Source organism: Actinobacillus suis ATCC 33415, assembly GCF_000739435.1.
Classification (GTDB): domain Bacteria; phylum Pseudomonadota; class Gammaproteobacteria; order Enterobacterales; family Pasteurellaceae; genus Actinobacillus; species Actinobacillus suis.
On sequence record NZ_CP009159.1, the window covers coordinates 908,244 to 927,590 of the forward strand.

Here is a 19,347-nt window from a genome sequence, read left to right on the forward strand (position 1 = left end):
ATGGAACTTTTATGAAAATAACATCATTTAATCAGATTAAACGCTTTATTCAGGATGAATCCGGCGTCTATGCGGTAATCGGCGGATTATTAGCTTTGCCGATTGTCGCGCTTATGTTTGTCTCGCTTGAAAGCGCCGGCATTATCCAAGATAAAGCTCGTTTATCCGACAGCCTCGAACAAGCCGTGTTATCGCTTAGTGCGGAAAACAATAGTGGCAGAAAGTCTAATGACTATAAATTATCTAATACTGATGCCGAAAATGGTCACTTTAACCCTAACTCAAAAATTGGTGAACGTGACCTTGAAATTTCGAAAAGTTTTGTGACAACTTATCTGCCGCAAACAGATCCAAACAAAATTAAACTTCAGCCTGTTTGTACAACAACTGATAAAAAAAATAGACAAGGACATACCGCATCAACTGAAACCATTTGTACCGTAGCTGGCACAATTGAACATAAGTCATGGTTCCCACTTAAAGTCGGTAGCACGGAAGTTATCCCAACAGAAGTTAATATTGCAAGTAACTCAAAAGCCATTAAGAAAAATACTATTAGTATCCCAATTGATTTAATGGTGGCGGCGGATTTATCGGGGTCGATGCGTTATGATTTAGAAAATAGATATGAACCAAAAGATGGAACAAGCAAAATTGATATTTTAAAAGCTGTATTAACCGAATTATCTTCTAACTCTTTGTTTAGCCAAGAGTCAAATGATAATAATCGTATTGCTGTATCGCCATTTGCATTAGGTGCAGAATATTCAACTACGGAATGTACACTTCCCTTTGCTTTGAAAAATAATAACAGAACTATTAATTACACAAAGAGTTTGGGCATACCAACAACAGAAAATGTACAAGATATTATCAAGAATTATCTAACCAAATCTGGTTCTTCAAATTCACAATTGTCTAGAGCTATCTTTACACAAAGCCTAGTAACACAGATTGATGTCACTAATACACTTTCTTCAATAGGTTCTCTAGACAAAGTTGGCTTAAAATTTCCTAAAAATGCCTATTGTTTAGGAGATAAGAATAGAAATCAACACCAGTGGTTTACACGAGAAGAACAGGATAAATTTTCTACATTTGTTAATAGCTTAGAAGCCATTGGTAGTACATTTGCAGGATCAGGGTTATTAGCTGCCGCTGATAAAATGTTAAAAGAAACAAGCCGTACTCAAAAATTAGGCGAAGAAACCAAAAGAGTTCTATTAGTTCTTTCCGATGGTAATGATGAATTAAGAGCAGATGACACTGGAGTACCATTTACAAACTACAGTAGATTAACTGAAGACCTTATTTTAGGCTATCAAGAAGAAATTTTTACATCTCCATCTGAACAAAAATCTTTCCATGATATTACTTACTATGGAAGAAGAATTTATTCAGGGAAATCTGACATTATTTTAGGTAATAGAAGAACACCATTATCGAAAGACTTACAAATGTGTAATATTATTCGTGATAAACTAAACAAACTGAATGACGACAAGAATACATCGATTGTTTTTGTAGAATTCGGCTATAAATCAAAATCTGCTGATGCTTGGAAACACTGCGTAGGTGATGGAAACTACTACTCTGCTAAAGATAAAGAATCACTACTTAATTCATTTAAGCAAGCGATTGGTCATACTGATGATGTAGGTCATAGTATTAACTAAGCCTAGGTTGAGCTAGGACAAAAAACAAGCGGTGTAATTTGTAAAAAGTTTTGCAAATTACACCGCTTTTATTTGGTAGGTAGTTAACTTAAGCGCTTTTTAGCTTGTTCGGCAGAATACTTTGGAACAGTTCTCGGCTCTTAAGCGGTTGTGAACCTAAGTAAGGTTTGAGCGCAATACGAGTAAAGCGTTTTGCCGCTTGTAAAGTTGCTTTATCAGAAAAATCCAGCTGCTCAAAAGCCAATAAATCTTTGCCCAAAAAGCTAGCGTTATTCTGCAACAGCGAAGCAATAAAGCCTTGATTTTCTTTAAATTGATACGTCATTGACGGTGAAATCGGATCTCCGGTTGCAGCACATACGCCGAAATTCACACCGTAACCTAATGCTTTTAACGTGTGAAATTCAAAAGTTCTTAAAATCGCTTCGAGATTATCAGGCTGAGTTGCTAAGTGTGTTACACACTGTAAATAGTGCTGAAAAAGCGCCGGATAAGCGGTCTGATTTTCCAAAACTCTTGCAAGAACTTCATTTACATAAAAGCCGCTGTATAACGCCAAAGTTTGCATTGGTAAAGTTAACGAAGCCGGTTCGGCTTTGGTTAAAGTTTTTAACTCCCCTTTTCCGCTCCAACGTAATAGCAACGGCGTAAATGGTTGTAACACGGCTTTTAATGGCGAACAAGGACGTCTTGCGCCTTTGGCAAGTAAGCTAATACGTCCGTGATCTTCGGTAAAAAAATCTACCAACAAACTTGTTTCACTATATTCACGGCGGTGTAAAACAAATCCTCGATGCCAATTTTCTATCATGATTTATTTCAGAAACTACTCGTCCATATAGCCTAAACTACGTAATGCACGTTCGTCATCCGCCCAGCCGGCTTTCACTTTCACCCATAATTCTAAGTGAACTTTGTTATCAAATAAGCGTTCCATATCTGCGCGCGCTTCAGTACCGATGGTTTTGATTTTTTGACCTTTTGCGCCGATCACCATTTTTTTCTGACCATCACGTTCTACTAAAATCAGGCCGTTGATTTCATAAGTACCACGCTCATTCAGTTTAAATTGTTCGATTTCAACCGTAACTGAATAAGGTAATTCTTCACCGGTAAAACGCATTAATTTTTCACGAATAATTTCCGATGCCATAAAGCGTTGGCTACGGTCGGTAACATATTCTTCAGGGAAATGGTGAACCCCTTCACGTAATGATTTACGCACAATTTTTTGCAGAATATGGACGTTTTTACCACGCTGTGCAGAGATCGGTAAAATTTCTGCGAAATCGAATTTTTGTGAAAGCTCGGTAATATGCGGTAATAACTCATCTTTTTCTTTGATATTGTCAACTTTATTAATCGCTAATACTACCGGTGCTTTTGCCGCACGTAATTTATTTAACACCATTTCGTCATCGTCGGTCCATTTTGTGCCTTCAACCACGAAAATAATTAAATCAACATCACCGATTGCCGAGCTTGCCGCACGGTTCATTAAACGGTTGATCGCACGTTTTTCTTCAATATGAAGTCCCGGCGTATCGACGTAAATCGCTTGATATTGTTCTTCGGTATGAATACCGACAATACGGTGACGTGTTGTCTGCGCTTTGCGAGAGGTAATCGAAATTTTTTGACCTAAAATTTTATTTAATAATGTTGATTTACCAACGTTTGGGCGACCAACAATGGCAATAAAGCCACAATAGGTTTTAGGTTGTTGATTTTGTTCTGTCATTGTTATTCCTTGATGCAGCGGAATACTTTATTGTTATCTTTTATTTCGCTGCTATAGATTATTTATTTAATTTTACCAGCACTTGCTCGGCGGCATTTTGCTCCGCTTTACGGCGGCTGGTACCAACACCGATAAAGGTTTCATCGAATGTTTCAATTTTACAAGTGACTTTAAAGGTTTGATTATGTGCTTCACCTTTAATATCAATCACTTCATAGGTTGGTAACTGTAATTTACGACCTTGTAAAAACTCTTGTAAGCGTGTTTTCGGATCTTTCTGCGCATCACCCGGTTTCATTTCGGCTAATAAGTCTTGATACCATACGGATACACGCTCAATCGCATTATCCATACCGGAATCCAGATAAATCGCAGCAATAATCGCTTCCACACAGTCAGAAAGAATCGACTCACGGCGGTAACCACCACTTTTCAATTCGCCTGCACCTAATTTCATATATTCGCCTAAATCAAATTGACGAGCTAAAATCGCTAGCGTTTGTTCACGCACGAGTGTTGCTCGCATACGGCTTAATTCACCTTCATTTGCCTTAGGGAATTTCTCAAATAGCGCTTTACCGATAGCAAAATTCAAAATCGAATCACCAAGAAATTCTAGGCGTTCATTATTTTTGGCTCCGGCACTACGGTGGGTTAATGCTTGTAAAAGGTAATCTAGGCTAATAAATTTATAGCCTAATTTTTTTTGTAATCGCTCGATATGCATAAAAAATTAAAGGGTGGGCTTACACCCACCTTTCTCTGGTTATTGGATTGAACTGAACATTCGACCAAAACGAATACCGCTTGGGAATTCATTTGGCTTCTTATCAAGGCTTAACCAAATATAAGTTGCCTTACCTACTACATTTTTTTCCGGTACAAAGCCCCAAAAACGGCTGTCTTCACTGTTGTCTCGGTTATCACCCATCACGAAGTAATGACCTGCCGGCACAATCCATTCTCCGGCTGGCATTCCCTCTTGTGTGAAGAAATACGGTTCATAATTAAACGGCTGTGGATTATTTAAGATTTGGTGAGTCACATCACCTTTCTCAGTACGCTCCACTTGCATTTCACCATGATAGAAAAACTCTGGGTTTGGTACGCCTACGCTATAGTCAAATACAACTTGTTGGCCATCTGCGTGGGTCACCGTTAATTGCTGAGTACGTACATCATATTTAACTCGGTCACCACCTACACCAACGACACGTTTGATATAGTCGATATGAGGCTGTTTCGGTGCTTTAAACACAATCACATCACCACGTTGCGGTTTACCGGTTTCGATTAACGTATTCTGCCAAATCGGATCTTTAATGCCATAACTAAACTTGTTTACGACCAAAAAATCGCCTACACGCAGGGTCGGTTCCATTGAACCGCTTGGAATTTGAAACGGTTCAAAAATAAACGAACGTAATAGCGTCACTAAAAAAAGCACGCCAAATAATGAGGCAAAAAATTCACCGGTTGCCGAACGTGGTTGAATCTCAGCTTTCTCTTCTTCCGTTAACGGACGATTTAAATGCTTTTCTTCACGAGCAATTGCCAATTTACGGCGAGGATCCGCACTAAACTTGTAAAACGCCCAAAATCCGCCACAAATCACAACTAATGAAACCAATAAAATGGAGATTGTGTTTGGTAATTGCATTGAATCAAGCCATTTCCAAACACCGTATAAAATTGCGATAAAAATAATCGGCATAATTTGTGCCATTGTGTTCTCCCTTGTTTATCTACTGCTATCTACGACAAAACCACGGAATATAGCAGATAAAACTTGCAAAATTTTTGCAAAAATCGACCGCTTGTATTCCGTGATTCTAAGCATCAAGCGGTAAATGATTAGTCTTTACCTACATGAAGAATTGCTAAGAATGCTTCTTGTGGCACTTCTACGTTACCGAGAGATTTCATACGTTTTTTACCCTCTTTTTGTTTTTGTAGAAGTTTCTTCTTACGGCTCACGTCACCACCGTAACATTTCGCCAATACGTTTTTACGTAATTGTTTTACGGTTGAACGAGCAATAATGTGGTTACCGATTGCCGCTTGAATTGCAATATCAAACTGTTGGCGTGGAATTAAATCTTTCATTTTTTCCACTAACTCACGACCACGGTATTGCGCATTATCTTTATGTACGATCAATGCTAACGCATCCACACGTTCACCGTTGATCATAATATCAACACGTACCATATCCGCCGCTTGGAAACGTTTGAAACCGTAATCCAATGAGGCATAACCGCGAGAAGTCGATTTTAAGCGGTCGAAGAAGTCTAACACCACTTCACCCATCGGGATTTCGTAGGTTAATGCGATTTGGTTGCCGTGGTACACCATATTGGTTTGTACGCCACGTTTTTCCACACAAAGGGTAATCACGTTACCTAAATACTCTTGCGGCACAAGCATATTACATTCCGCAATCGGCTCACGAATTTCCGCAATATTGCTAATTGGCGGTAATTTTGCCGGGCTATCGACATAAATGGTTTCGCCGTTAGTTTGTACCACTTCGTAAACTACCGTTGGCGCGGTAGTAATTAAGTCGAGATCATATTCACGCTCTAAACGCTCTTGAATGATCTCCATATGTAATAAACCTAAGAAGCCGCAACGGAAACCGAAACCTAATGCAGTTGAGTTTTCCGGCTCATAGAAAAGCGATGCGTCATTCAGACTTAATTTACCTAATGCGTCACGGAATGCTTCATAATCGTCCGAGCTAATCGGGAATAACCCCGCATATACCTGCGGTTTTACTTTTTTAAAGCCTGGTAACACTTCAGTTGCCGAATTGTGGTGATGAGTTAAGGTATCACCCACCGGTGCGCCTAAAATATCTTTAATCGCACATACTACCCAGCCCACTTCGCCGGTTTTTAATTCTGTCGTATCAACTTGTTTCGGCGTGAAAATACCTAAACGATCAACGTTATATGATTGACCGGTACTCATTACCTTAATTTTGTCGCCTTTTTTGATTGAACCGTTTTTCACACGTACTAAAGAGACAACGCCTAAGTAGTTATCAAACCATGAGTCGATAATTAGAGCTTGTAACGGTGCTTCAGGATCGCCTTCCGGTGCCGGAATTTTTTTTACGATGTCTTCTAATACATCTTCGATACCTAAACCGGTTTTTGCAGAACAACGCACCGCATCCATCGCATCAATCCCTACGATGTCTTCGATCTCTTCCGCAACACGCTCAGGATCTGCCGCCGGTAAGTCGATTTTATTTAAAATCGGCACAACTTCTAAATCCATTTCAATCGCAGTATAGCAGTTTGCCAATGTTTGCGCTTCTACCCCTTGACCAGCATCCACCACTAATAATGCGCCTTCACACGCAGCAAGCGAACGAGAAACTTCATAAGAGAAGTCCACGTGTCCCGGTGTATCGATAAAGTTTAATTGATAAGTTTCGCCATCTTGCGCTTTATAATTGAGCGTTACGCTTTGTGCTTTAATTGTGATACCGCGTTCACGCTCTAAATCCATCGAGTCTAAAACTTGTGCTTCCATTTCACGATCCGATAAGCCGCCGCAAGTTTGGATTAAACGGTCGGATAAAGTCGATTTACCGTGGTCAATGTGAGCAATAATTGAAAAGTTACGAATGTTTTTCATATTCATCGGGCAATAAATGTCCTGTGTTGTAATAAATTTATTTAAAAGGGAAATTAACCGACCAATTCTACTTTAAATCCGTTGCTTTGGAAAGGAAAAGCACAAAAAAGCAAGCGGTCGTTTTTTCGAAAATTTTGCAAAAAAATCCGGAAAAAAGACCGCTTGTTCAGACAACCGTTTAAAGTAACGCTTTAACCGCTTGCGAAACATTAGACGCTAAGCTAATTGCACTAATCACTGCAATCCCATTTGCACCATTTTGCTTAAGTATTGCAACGTGTTCAGCTTTAACGCCACCGATAGAAACAATCGGTTTACGAATTCCTGCATCACGGGCTTTCTTAACAAAATCCAAACCGATCGGTGGATTATGTTTTTCTTTAGAATTAGTCGGGAAGACGGGCCCTAGCCCACAATAATCCACTTCAATCATTTGTTCGGAACGCCAAAGATCTTCCAAGGTATTATTCGATAAACCGATAATCAACGGTTTATTGGTCATCTGGCGAATCATGATTGGAGATATATCTTTTTGCCCGACATGAACACCGTCCGCATCAATCTCGATCGCTAACGCAACGTTATCATCCACAATAAACGGAACCTTGTATCGGTGACATAAATCACGGCATTGAATCGCCAATGCTTTTTGGGCTTGTGGCTGAGCTTCTAATGAATTATTACCTTTATCACGAAACTGAAAGCAAGTAATCCCCGCTTGCAACGCCTGTTCTAAAATCAACAATAAATTTTGCGCGCGATCTTCGGTCGGATTCGGACAATCTTGTGTACCGGCAATAAAGTAAAGTTGAAGCATTTGTCGTATATCGTACATAATCATTCCTCTATGGGTAAATCTTGATAAGCCCAATGATTAGTCGGCCCATATCCATAGCCAATATTCAGAGGATGCGAAATTGCTGCGCTGATATAGTCTTTTGCAATTTTTATTGCAGTTTCGACCGCTTGTCCTTTGGCTAATTCCGCCGTAACGCAAGCAGAAAACGTACAGCCGGTACCGTGTGTATGACGAGTTGGAAAACGTGGACATTCCAAAATAAAATGAGTCGTTGGAGTAAAAATCCAATCACGGCAATGCGTACTTTGCGAATCCGCCAAATGCCCGCCTTTAATCACCACAGTATTCACACCTAAATCTTGCAATTTTTTTGCCGCCTGATAAGCGGTCGAATCATCGATAATTTTTATACCGGTTAAGGCTTCTGCTTCGGGCAGATTCGGCGTAATCACATCCGCTAACGGTAACAAATACGTTTGTAATGCACTAATCGCATCTTGTTGTAATAGTGGCGTGCCACCTTTGGCGATCATGACTGGATCAAGCACTAATTTACCAAAATTATACTGACATAAAGCATTTGCCACACACTCAATCGCTTTCGCAGTGCCTAACATTCCGATTTTAAAGGCAGAAATTTGAAAATCTTCTGCAATTGCTTTGATCTGAGATTCAATCGTACTTAACGGCACAGAATGAATATCGAATACGCCTAACGTATTTTGAGCGGTAATTGCAGTAAGAACCGAAGTGCCAAAAACGCCTCGCATTTGGAACGTTTTCAGATCCGCCTGAATCCCTGCACCACCACCGCTGTCCGAACCTGCGATGGTTAAAGCCTGACTAATCTTACTCATAAGAGACCCTCCCGTATTTTTCGATTGTATCGGCAGAAAGCGCGCCCAGCTGATCTAATAATGCAATATTGAATGAACCAAATGCATTAGTAGCTAATCCTTTCGCAGCCAATTCACCGGTAATAGCATACGCTGTTACGCCCTCGCAAGTTGCCTCAAAAATTTGACCGCTTGTCGCAACGGCACTAAATGCTGCCAATACAGATCCAAGCAAACAGCCCGAAGCCGTAATCTTGGGAAATAATGGTGTACCATTGACAATTTTCGCTAAGCGTTTGCCATCGCTGATATAATCAACGCTTCCACTAACAGCAACTACACATTGATATTTATTCGCTACATAATGCGCTATCTCTGCAATATTTGCCGTTCCATTACCTGCATCGACCCCTTTAGTTTGCCAATTTAGTTCGGCTAGTGTGGCTATTTCACCTAAGTTTCCCCGAATCACCGAAAAATGAATTTCATCTAACAGTCTCATCACTGTCTGGTAGCGGTAATCCGTTGCAGCAATTCCAACCGGATCCAATACAATAGGGATTTCTGCTTGATTCGCAATTTTCCCAACTAAACACATCGCTTCCACTTCTGCTGAACTTGCCGTACCAATATTGATAAGGAGTGCATTGCTAATTTTTGCCAAACTTTCAGCTTCTTCAATAGCGGTGGACATTAATGGTGAAGCACCGATAGCGAGTAAGCCATTAGCTGCAAAATGAGCGGCAACCACATTAGTCATATTGTATATAAGAGGATTTTGCTGGCGAATTTGTTCTAAATAATTTGATTTCATATTTATCTCCATGGGTAAGTGTAAAAAATGACGCAAATAGATAAGTCATCCTTACTCAAGGAGGCATAAGATTTCTTATCATGCATAAAAATAAATGCACGCAGCTATTCATCTTGTTTATCTCAAGCACAGATATAACCATTACAAAGCTTGCTGTGATGTTTTAAATGAATGGCAACAAAAAAATGACAAGAAAAAGGAAAGGGTAAGAGAAATAAAGATTGGCATATTAGTTTCCTACGTCAGTATTAACTGTATCAGGTTCACGGGTTTAATCTCAGCCTCGTTGGAGGCACCCCGACTAAAAATTGTTGTTAGTTTAAAGACATTACCGATGAAAACCAATCGGCTGATGTTGAATATGTGAACAAGATCACACTAAAAAAACAAGCGGTTAAAAAATGTAACTTTTTTGCAAAAAATTACGAAATTTAACCGCTTGTCTCAAAGTTAGAACTGATAGCCTACATTTGTATGGAATGATGTACCAGAGAAATTGTCACGACGACCTAAATCACGTTGCACCGCAAGTTGGAAATGCCATGGACTTGATTTTGCTTTCCAATCAAGGCCTGCTTGTACATTCACCCAACTCTTATCTGCTTGCGCTAAGCCTACTTTAAATTTGCTATTGTTAAAAGTAGTCACTAATTCTGCCGGTGAATCACGCCACTCTTTTACCCAACGAGCATTTACATACGGCTGCCAATCGGTAAATTGATAACGATATTCCGCACCAACACCGCTACGCACGCTACGAATTTGCTGTTCTTCAAAACTTAGTCGCATTGCATTCGCTTCCGTCTCGCCAAAATCTGTTACTTTACCATGGCTATTGGTAAGATCCGCTAATAATGCCACTTGGCTCTGATCAAACTTCCACTCATAGCCACCAAATACGCTGGCACTGATGACTGCTCCGCTTGTTTCACCTTTTTGTGAACGTTTAGCACTGCCTAGCTGAATCTGACGACTGGTTTTATAGTCATTGTCGCTTAACTGTAATGCAGCACCAACCCACCACTTATCCGCATCATAACGTACCGCGGTATTAATCGCTTTGCTCTTAATCTCGCCTTTCGTTGAGCCTTTTGAACCGTCTAAATCACTTTGGCTAAATAATGCGGAGAATTGCCATTGTGGGGTAAATTGCGCTTTCAACCCTGCATAAATCGCATCACCTTCGTTATAACGTTGATATGCTGCGATACCTTGTACAGTATTAGTTTCTTGCTTTAATAAACGATTACTGTTGCTTTGTTGACGAGCGAAATCAAAAGTTTTCTCCGTTGAATATAACGCTAACTGTGGTAATACGCTTACTTCGCTTGGCGCTTGTAATACATTTAAAATGTAATCCGCCATCACTTTGTGCGCTACCGCCCCCGGGTGGAAACCGTCTGCAAATAATTTACCGTCTGCGCTAGTTTGGTCAGTTGGAGTACAAACTACCTGTGTAGTTGATGCACATACGGTTGCAGTTGTATTGGTTAAACCGAAGTCTGCCGGATTACTCAACATATCCGCAAATAATGCATCCGTATCAATGCGAACAACATTACCACCGACTGAATTTAATGCTTGGGTAGTTGCACTATTTAAGAAACTTGTTGCGCTTGCTGCTTGTGTTGCAAACTGTTGATATTGTTGAAGAAGCGTATTAGTAAAAGTCTTCTGATCAATTACTGCACTTAGTGCTGAACCTAATGAAGATTGATAAAGCGCTCCTACTGTATTTGCTAATACCTGCATACGTGCATTTTCAAAATCTGCCAGATTTGTTTGAGTCGTATTATTTAATGCGGCTAAATTTGCATCAAACGCATCCTGAAAAGCTTCCTTTGCCATTTCACCATAGCCAGTTTGAGCTGCGAAGCTACTTGCTGCAGATGTACCAAATTGTTGGAATAATGATGGCGTATAAGCCACATTAGGTACTGTCGGTGCAACAAGTAAAGTTACACCCGATTGTTTTAAAGCTGCCCATTGTTGTGCGCTATTTTGCGCCGCTACTGTGCTTTCGGTTTGAACTGTTTGTAAAGCATCTTGGCTTGCTATCGCTTTCGTTAAAATTGCCGGCATATCATTACCGCCTGCCCACATAACATGTAACGCATCATTTTTTACGCCATTTGCCAAGTAATTTTGAATTTGTTGTGCGACTGCAACATTGGGTTGCACATTGGTATATTGGCTATTAGTTGGAACAACTACCCCACCGCTATAAGCATAGTTAGATCCGCCTTTTGATGAAGCTGTTAAAGTACTGCCCAATGTTTTTGCTATATGTTCATTATAAAGGGCATTTGGCGTGCCGTTCGGTTGATTATAGGTCGCTTTATTTAACCATCCTGTTTGCCCCACATCGCTTAAACTGTCTCCAAACACTACAACATCTTGCGCAATTGCCGCAGAGGTTAAAGCTGAAGCAAATAACGCTAAATGTGTTTTTTTCATTTTCACTGTTTTTCTCCTAAAAATAATAAAGCGATAACATTCATTTACAAAATAATGTAAATAAATGTTATCGCTTTACAAATAAAAAACAGATTGGACTTGTTAGCTAATTAGTCATTTTTAGACTTCCAAATCAACGGATCCACTCCACGATGAATTAGATCTTGATGCTCTTCAATCTTAAATACCGGATCTTGTCCTGCTTTAACTTGACGGATATAGTCTTTCAATAAGCGCCATACAATTGGTGCGAGGATTAAAATTGCAATTAAGTTAATCACCGCCATTGATGCCATTACCGTATCGGCAAATGCCCATACAATACCGCCGTCACGCACTGCACCGAAATAAACGAAGAATAACACGATGATTCTGAAGCCCCAAACAAACCAAGGTTTGTTTTTAATATAACGAATATTGGTTTCTGCATACGCATAGTTGCCGATAATCGAGGTATAGCAGAATAATAATAAGATGAACGCTAAGAAATGTAAGCCAAACTCACCTAAATGGTATTGTAATGCGGTTTGAGTCAATTCAACGCCTTTCAAGGTGTCACTACCGTAATTATCCGACATTAAGATAATCACTGCGGTACAAGTACAAACCACCATTGTATCAACAAATACACCCAACATCTGGATTAAACCTTGGCTTGCCGGATGTTTTGCGTCTGACGTTGCAGCGGAATTCGGTGCTGAGCCCATACCTGCTTCATTCGAGAATAAACCACGTTTGATCCCCATTAGCATGGTTTTTGATACTAATGTACCAAACATACCGCCAGCTGCTGCCGAGAAATCAAATGCACTATCAATAATTAACGCTAATACCGATGGAACCCGCTCAATATTCATTCCAAGAATAATCACGGCAATAATCAGATAAAATAATGCCATCATCGGTACAATTTTAGAGGAAACTTGACCGATAAGCTTAACACCACCCGAAATGATAATACCGGTTACGATCACTAGTACAACGCCGACATATTGTCCGTCCCATTCCCAAGCTTTACTGGTTGCCGCCACAATAGAGTTCGATTGCACGGCATTAAACGCAAAACCGAAAGTAAAAATTAGTGTCACCGCAAACGCAATCGCCATCGGCTTAAATTTTAGACCACGTGTAATATAATAAGCAGGACCACCACGGAACATACCGTTCGGGTCACGAGTTTTATATAACTGTGCAAGCGAAGATTCCGCAAATGCAGAACTCATTCCCATTAATGCAGTAATCCACATCCAAAAGACTGCGCCTGGTCCACCTAATGCAATGGCAGTTGCTACACCGCCGATGTTGCCCACACCGACTCGGCTTGCTAAACCGGTTGCAAATGCCTGAAACGGTGTAAGTGAGTTCCCTTCTGCTGAACGTCCGCCCCACATTTCTTGGATACTTCTCGGCAATAAACGTAATTGCACCAAACCGGTAGTAATGGTAAAAAACATTCCGACGCCTAAAAGTAGAAGAATAGTTACGTCCCAAAGCGGCCCGTCAACAGTGTTGACAATCCACGTCAGCAGGTTTTCAAAGCCTGAAACAATAAAATCCATTAAAAAAGCCTCATAAAAAGTTAAAAATAGAAAAAGGGAAACGATTGCATTGTAATGATTTTTTAACGTTTGAAAAGATTTTTTAATCTAATCAATTAACAAAAGTTATCGTCTTAGTAATCCAGAACCAGTCGTAATCTCAATAAAACTGCTATGAAATAAGGTGATGCCTAGCAAAATCAAACCAAGCCCTGCAGCAATTTTCAAAAAGAGTACCAATTTTTTACTGGTCTGTTCAGAGATATACCACGAACTTAAACGAATCGCTTTATTGCGAGCGACTAAAACCAGCCAAGCAAATAAACTTAGGGTTAAACCGGTGCCGACCGCCATTACCAACGCTGAAGCAACCCCCCAAATATATAAATCCAACGTATAGGCTAAAAATAAAACTAAAATTGCACCGGAACAAGGTCTGGCACCAATACTTAGAATAATCATTAGCTGAGCTTTCCAATCTTTTGCTTTCTGCATTTGATCTGATGAAGGCAAATGTTGATGACCGCAGCCGCAATTCTCTGTATGAATGTGCGGTTTAGCGTTAACAAGCGGTCGAATTTGACTCATTTTTTGCAAATTCGGAGTTGCAGAGATTTTGCGAATATTAGGCTTTTGCTGCACGGTCGTTTTTACTTTCCGTGAAACATTTTTTAATGCTTGATAGCACCAATAGGTACCAAACAAAATCATCAACACAAAACTGCCCCGCTCCACCCATTTAAGCGTAAAATTAAAGTAGCTGCGAGACAGGGTAAAGACCACCACAATCACCGTCACCAAACTCACTGCGACAATACCTTGCATTAGTGCAGATAATAAGCTGATCTTCATAGCTTGGTTTAGTTTAGTCTTTTCAAGCGAAAGATAGCTGGTCAAAATAAATTTACCGTGCCCCGGGCCTAACGCATGAAATACGCCGTAGAGAAAACTAATAAGCATCAATGTCATACCGGCTTGTTGCGAATGCATACTTAGCGCCGTTAGTGAGCCTGATAATTGTTGATTAAATGCCTTCTGCCATATCATTACCTGATAAAGTATCACCGGATAGATTTGGTAAATAGCAAAAAATACGAGAAACATGACCGCTAGCCAAATTGCAGATTTACTTTCTATTCGCATACAACGGTTACCTTTTGTGCAAATTGAGCGCCTAACGAATTATCTTCATTATCAGACATTTCCGGCGATTGGTTTTTATCTAAACTGGAAGCATATAGACGTAACGAATTACTGATTTTCGGTTGGGTTAATGTCGCTTTACATTGAGGGTTCGTAATAGACAATGTATTAGCACTATTATATTCCATCCCCATATAATAGCTGGGTTCATAGGTATAAAAGCGGACAGGGTTATTTTTGAGATCATGCGGCTTACTTAACGGGATCGTAATATAAAACACAACTCGATTGCCGTGGATTTTAAAACGAGTATTAAGTGGCTTCGCACTAAATTTGATAGGTTGGTCTTTCGCATCATAAAGATAGCTGAAATAATGCGTTTCAATCGCAGTTTGCGTCATTTCATCGGTAATTGATTTTTCTGTTGCCGCTTTATCTGGACTATTATTTACCTCATAAATTAATTCCGCTGAGGCAATCTCATCCAGCATCCACTCCATTTCAAACGCCTTTAGCTTTGTCCCTTCTACCAAGACGTTATTTTTTAAATCGACAAAAGAATGCGGATGTGCGAGTAATACCGAACTAAACAGTACCGCTGGAAATATACTGAATAATTTTACTAATTTCATTGAGTCTCCCTATTAGAAAAACAAAAAGCGAACAAGTCACCCTGTTCGCTCTTTTAGAATTAGGCTGAGTCGGTCGATAAGCCGAGTTCTGTCGTGGACAATCATTCCTCTAGGCTTGCATTCGCATACAAGCTCAAGCAACCTACCCGAACTCTGGACGGGCCATCCATTGAGTTCCTATTTGGTCTTGCTACGAGTGGAGTTTACCGTGCCGTGGAATGTTGCCACCCACGCGGTGCGCTCTTACCGCACCCTTTCACCCTTACCTGCGCTAATGCACATCGGCGGTTTGCTCTCTGTTGCACTGGTCGTCGGTTCACACCGCCCAGACGTTATCTGGCACTCTGCCCTGTGTAGCTCGGACTTTCCTCTCGTTTACTTGTCCCACTAGGTCGTTCTTGCGAACAATTAAGGGCTTCAATAAACCAGCGATTGCCTAACCAACTCAGAATAGCGAGTATAATGGATTTGCAAAGTTTTGCCAATATTTAACCGCTTGTTCGGCTAATAATTAGCAAATAAAAAAGGATTAAGTTCCGAAAAACTTAATCCTCTCTTCTCACTAACTTTTAACGTTTAAAAAATTAAACACGTTTGAAGTCTAAGTGAACTAATTTTGGTTTAGTTGGGTGACGTTGAATCGCTTGTACTTTAACTTGCTCTTCTTTACCCGCTACAACGATAGTTAATACTTCGCTATAGAACGCATCGTGGATTTGTGCGTTGTTTACGTTATCGTGGTTTAAAACGATTGATACAGGCTCTGCGTTACCACCGTAGATGATTGCAGGAACTTGACCATTGTGACGCAGGCGGCGGCTCGCACCCTTACCTTGCGCAGAACGAACTTCAGCTTCAAATTTGAATGACATTGTTTGATTCTCTTAAAGTAAAAAGGAACATAATGTTCCGTGAATATAAAAAATAGCAGGCGACCCAGCTATTTCACAAAATAATTCCGACTAAAAAAGCCGAGTGCGTATTCTACGCATTTTTTTGACAAAATGCAAAACAAAAAGAGGCGAATAGTATCGCCTCCATTCATTATTTAAACAATTAAGCTACTAGCGCTTTTACTTGTTTTGCATACGCATCCCAATCGGTAATCGGGCGAGTTGCCACGCCTGAATCCATTGCTGCTTTCGCAACCGCTGATGAAACTGCCACAATTAAACGTGGATCGAATGGTGTTGGAATTACATAATCCGGACCAAATGATAATTCACCATAGGTTGATAATACTTCGAATGGAACCGGCTCTTTCGCTAAATCCGCAATTGCGTGTGCCGCAGCCATTTTCATTTCTTCATTAATAGTTGTTGCACCTACATCTAACGCACCACGGAATAAGAATGGGAAGCAAAGTACGTTATTTACTTGGTTCGGATAATCTGAACGACCGGTACATACGATTGCATCCGCACGTACTGCTTTCGCTTCATGTGGTGTTGTCTCAGGCACTGGATTTGCTAATGCAAGAATTAACGGATCTTTTGCCATAGTTTTGATCATATCTTGGCTTAATGCACCCGCTTTAGAACAGCCTAAGAATACGTCCGCACCTGCAACCGCATCCGCAAGTGTACGCCAACCCTTATCTTCAATCGCATAGAATTGTTTGGTTTCATCCATATTATCGCCACGACCTTGGTAAATCACCCCTTTAGAATCGCACATCGTGATATTTTCTTTTTTGAAACCTAATGAACGTAATAAGTTAGTACAAGCAATTGCAGATGCGCCTGCGCCATTAACCACTAAACGAACTTCACTAATATCTTTCCCTACGATTTGTAAACCGTTTACCGCTGCTGCGCCTACGATAATAGCCGTACCATGTTGGTCGTCATGGAATACTGGGATACCCATACGCTCACGTAATTTTTTCTCGATGTAGAAACATTCCGGTGCTTTGATATCTTCTAAGTTGATTCCACCGAAAGTTGGCTCTAACGATGCGATAATATCAACTAATTTATCCGGATCATGCTCATTAATTTCGATATCAAATACATCAACACCGGCAAATTTTTTGAATAATACACCTTTACCTTCCATTACTGGTTTAGACGCTAATGCACCAATATTACCTAAACCAAGTACAGCTGTACCATTTGAAATTACTGCCACTAAGTTACCACGAGCGGTATAACGACGTGCTGCTGCCGGATCTTTTTCAATTTCTAAACAAGGTTCAGCAACTCCCGGAGAATAAGCTAATGCTAAATCATGCTGTGTAGCAAGAGATTTAGTTGGAGTAACCGAGATTTTACCCGGTACTGGGAATTCATGAAAATCTAACGCTTGTTGTCTTAAATCGCTCATAGCCTATCCTTAATAATACGACAAATTGATGTGTGTTTTAGCAGTTAACAATTGAAAGACGGCTGAATACAACACGTCTCTAAATTATTAACAATGCTATAGTATTTTACTGCAAAAATTAGCAATTTTGTGTGATTTGGATCTAATTTTTAACAGTTTGTTAAACATAACAAAAAACGATGGGATTTTGCAAAAGAATTGCAAAATCCCACCGCTATTTTACTCTAATTAGGTAGATTAATTCACTGTTGGTAACCAACCCGCTGAGAATAAGAATTCCCACCATGCAATACCTAATGTTGCGTGAATAATCAAGCTACCAAACGCAATAATAAAACCGGCTGTCCACCAAGATTTGATGTCGTTATAACCTGCACCGAATGTAATCGGACCAGGACCGCCACCATAGTGAGTTACCGAACCACCGTAAGAGTTCGAGAATAATAAGCCTAATGCTAATAATTCAACCGGTGCACCCGCAACTTTACCGACCGTTGCAAACACAGGCACCATTGCAGCTACATAAGCACCGCCTGAAGCAAATAGATAACGTACAGATACACTTAAAATTAAGATAACGATTAACGCAATGTTACCGTGATCACCGAAATTTAAATTTGCACTTAGCGTATTTGCTAACCATTCAAAGAATTTCGCTTTTTCTAAAATACCTGACATACCGATGATACCACCGTACCAAATTAAGGTATCCCAACCCGCTTTGTTTTTACGAACATCATCCCAAGATACAATGCTTAATACCACACAAAGTACCATGGTAATTAATGCTACAGTTGTCGAGTTTACATGTAAGAAATCTGCAAAGATCCAACCTAATAACGCCAATACGAATAAAACTGCTAATGATTTTTCACGGAAGCTCATTGGGCCTAGTTCTTCTAAGCCTTTTTTCGCAATTGCTTTGTTATCCACTTTCGTTAATTCTGGTTTTGCAATTAAATAGCATACAAACGGAATAATGAACAAGCATAATAACCCCGGTACAGAAGCCGCTAAGAACCACTGAACCCAATTTAAATTTAAACCTAAGATGGGTGCCATTAATGAAAGAGCTAACGCATTCGGAGCCATTGCGGTTAAGAAAATATAACTGGTTGTCTTAACCACCATATAAACGTTTAATAAAAGGTAACGACCGGCTAATTTAGGCGATTTTTCAGGATCTGAACCTAATGCAACCGCAACACTGTTAATGATTGGGAATACGATACCACCGGCACGAGCAGTATTTGATGGGGTAGCAGGAGAAAGTAATAAATCAAGGAAAACGGTCACATAACCTAAACGAAGTGTCGTACTACCTAACCAGCTAATCATATGGTAAGCAATACGTTTACCCAAACCGGTAATCACAAATGCAGAACTTAACGTAAACGCTGTAAAAATTAACCAAGTTGTACCCGATTGATAACCGGCTAAAGTGTGGCTGACTTTTACAAACTCACTTGCTCCTTCAGTATTACCGATAGTTGCTGCAGAAGCGGCTACAGCGGCAAGTAATAATACCGGCTCACCATAAGGTTTCATTACAAGACCGACAATCGTTGCAATATAAATACCTAATAAGCGCCATGCAATAAGTGGCAGACCTTCCGGTGCGGGTAATAAGAAAAATATAATCGGTATTGCCACTAACACCGCTAATTTCTGTGCTTTTGATAAAGCCATAGATTCACCTCTGTGTAAAGATTGAAATATATAAAAAGAAATTCTTATA

At 40.1% G+C, this 19,347-nt stretch carries 16 protein-coding genes, 1 other RNA gene and 1 riboswitch; of the genes, 1 reads left to right on the top strand and 16 read right to left on the bottom strand.

Annotation, left to right across the window (positions count from 1 at the left end; all coding sequences use genetic code 11):
- Positions 1-11: 11 nt before the first annotated feature.
- Positions 12-1,676 (top strand): TadE/TadG family type IV pilus assembly protein, encoded by a 1,665-nt coding sequence (locus ASU1_RS04150; protein ID WP_014991602.1) that lies wholly within the window; start codon positions 12-14, stop codon positions 1,674-1,676.
- Between the two features lie 88 nt (positions 1,677-1,764).
- On the opposite strand, the gene recO is transcribed toward ASU1_RS04150, so the two are convergent.
- From recO to ASU1_RS04230, 16 genes are all read right to left on the bottom strand, one after another.
- On the bottom strand, positions 1,765-2,487 hold the full coding sequence (gene recO, locus ASU1_RS04155; RefSeq protein ID WP_014991603.1) for a DNA repair protein RecO: 723 nt from the start codon (positions 2,485-2,487) through the stop codon (positions 1,765-1,767).
- Positions 2,488-2,502: 15 nt separating this feature from the next.
- Positions 2,503-3,417 (bottom strand): GTPase Era, encoded by a 915-nt coding sequence (era, locus tag ASU1_RS04160; protein WP_014991604.1) that lies wholly within the window; start codon positions 3,415-3,417, stop codon positions 2,503-2,505.
- A gap of 58 nt (positions 3,418-3,475) precedes the next feature.
- On the bottom strand, positions 3,476-4,144 hold the full coding sequence (gene rnc, locus ASU1_RS04165) for a ribonuclease III (RefSeq protein ID WP_014991605.1): 669 nt from the start codon (positions 4,142-4,144) through the stop codon (positions 3,476-3,478).
- Positions 4,145-4,183: 39 nt separating this feature from the next.
- Entirely contained in the window at positions 4,184-5,143 is a 960-nt protein-coding gene (gene lepB / locus ASU1_RS04170) for a signal peptidase I (protein WP_014991606.1), read from the bottom strand.
- A 128-nt stretch (positions 5,144-5,271) separates the two neighbouring features.
- The gene (gene lepA / locus ASU1_RS04175; RefSeq protein WP_014991607.1) at positions 5,272-7,065 is read right to left on the bottom strand and encodes a translation elongation factor 4; all 1,794 of its coding nucleotides are present in this window, start codon (positions 7,063-7,065) and stop codon (positions 5,272-5,274) included.
- 178 nt (positions 7,066-7,243) lie between these two features.
- Complete coding sequence (thiE, locus tag ASU1_RS04180; protein WP_014991608.1) at positions 7,244-7,900, bottom strand: thiamine phosphate synthase; 657 nt, start codon at positions 7,898-7,900, stop codon at positions 7,244-7,246.
- Between the two features lie 2 nt (positions 7,901-7,902).
- On the bottom strand, positions 7,903-8,721 hold the full coding sequence (gene thiD, locus ASU1_RS04185) for a bifunctional hydroxymethylpyrimidine kinase/phosphomethylpyrimidine kinase (RefSeq protein ID WP_014991609.1): 819 nt from the start codon (positions 8,719-8,721) through the stop codon (positions 7,903-7,905).
- On the bottom strand, positions 8,714-9,514 hold the full coding sequence (gene thiM, locus ASU1_RS04190) for a hydroxyethylthiazole kinase (protein ID WP_014991610.1): 801 nt from the start codon (positions 9,512-9,514) through the stop codon (positions 8,714-8,716). Before thiM ends, thiD begins: the two co-directional genes overlap by 8 nt.
- A 217-nt stretch (positions 9,515-9,731) precedes the next feature.
- Positions 9,732-9,824: riboswitch (TPP riboswitch) on the bottom strand.
- A gap of 140 nt (positions 9,825-9,964) precedes the next feature.
- On the bottom strand, positions 9,965-11,971 hold the full coding sequence (locus ASU1_RS04200; protein ID WP_039195723.1) for an autotransporter domain-containing esterase: 2,007 nt from the start codon (positions 11,969-11,971) through the stop codon (positions 9,965-9,967).
- Positions 11,972-12,081: 110 nt separating this feature from the next.
- On the bottom strand, positions 12,082-13,530 hold the full coding sequence (locus ASU1_RS04205) for an alanine/glycine:cation symporter family protein (protein WP_039195074.1): 1,449 nt from the start codon (positions 13,528-13,530) through the stop codon (positions 12,082-12,084).
- Positions 13,531-13,635: 105 nt separating this feature from the next.
- Positions 13,636-14,652: a nickel/cobalt transporter gene (locus tag ASU1_RS04210; protein ID WP_014991613.1), complete on the bottom strand. Its 1,017-nt coding sequence runs from the start codon at positions 14,650-14,652 to the stop codon at positions 13,636-13,638.
- Positions 14,643-15,284, bottom strand: a complete 642-nt coding sequence (locus tag ASU1_RS04215; RefSeq protein ID WP_014991614.1) for a DUF1007 family protein — start codon at positions 15,282-15,284, stop codon at positions 14,643-14,645. Before ASU1_RS04215 ends, ASU1_RS04210 begins: the two co-directional genes overlap by 10 nt.
- Before the next feature lie 61 nt (positions 15,285-15,345).
- Positions 15,346-15,732, bottom strand: an RNA gene (gene rnpB, locus ASU1_RS11685) — RNase P RNA component class A.
- A gap of 136 nt (positions 15,733-15,868) precedes the next feature.
- Positions 15,869-16,156, bottom strand: coding sequence for a 50S ribosomal protein L25 (rplY, locus tag ASU1_RS04220; protein ID WP_014991616.1), 288 nt, complete (start codon positions 16,154-16,156; stop codon positions 15,869-15,871).
- A 184-nt stretch (positions 16,157-16,340) separates the two neighbouring features.
- The gene (locus ASU1_RS04225; protein ID WP_014991617.1) at positions 16,341-17,609 is read right to left on the bottom strand and encodes a malic enzyme; all 1,269 of its coding nucleotides are present in this window, start codon (positions 17,607-17,609) and stop codon (positions 16,341-16,343) included.
- Between the two features lie 237 nt (positions 17,610-17,846).
- The gene (locus ASU1_RS04230; protein WP_014991618.1) at positions 17,847-19,298 is read right to left on the bottom strand and encodes an anion permease; all 1,452 of its coding nucleotides are present in this window, start codon (positions 19,296-19,298) and stop codon (positions 17,847-17,849) included.
- Between the last annotated feature and the right edge of the window lie 49 nt (positions 19,299-19,347).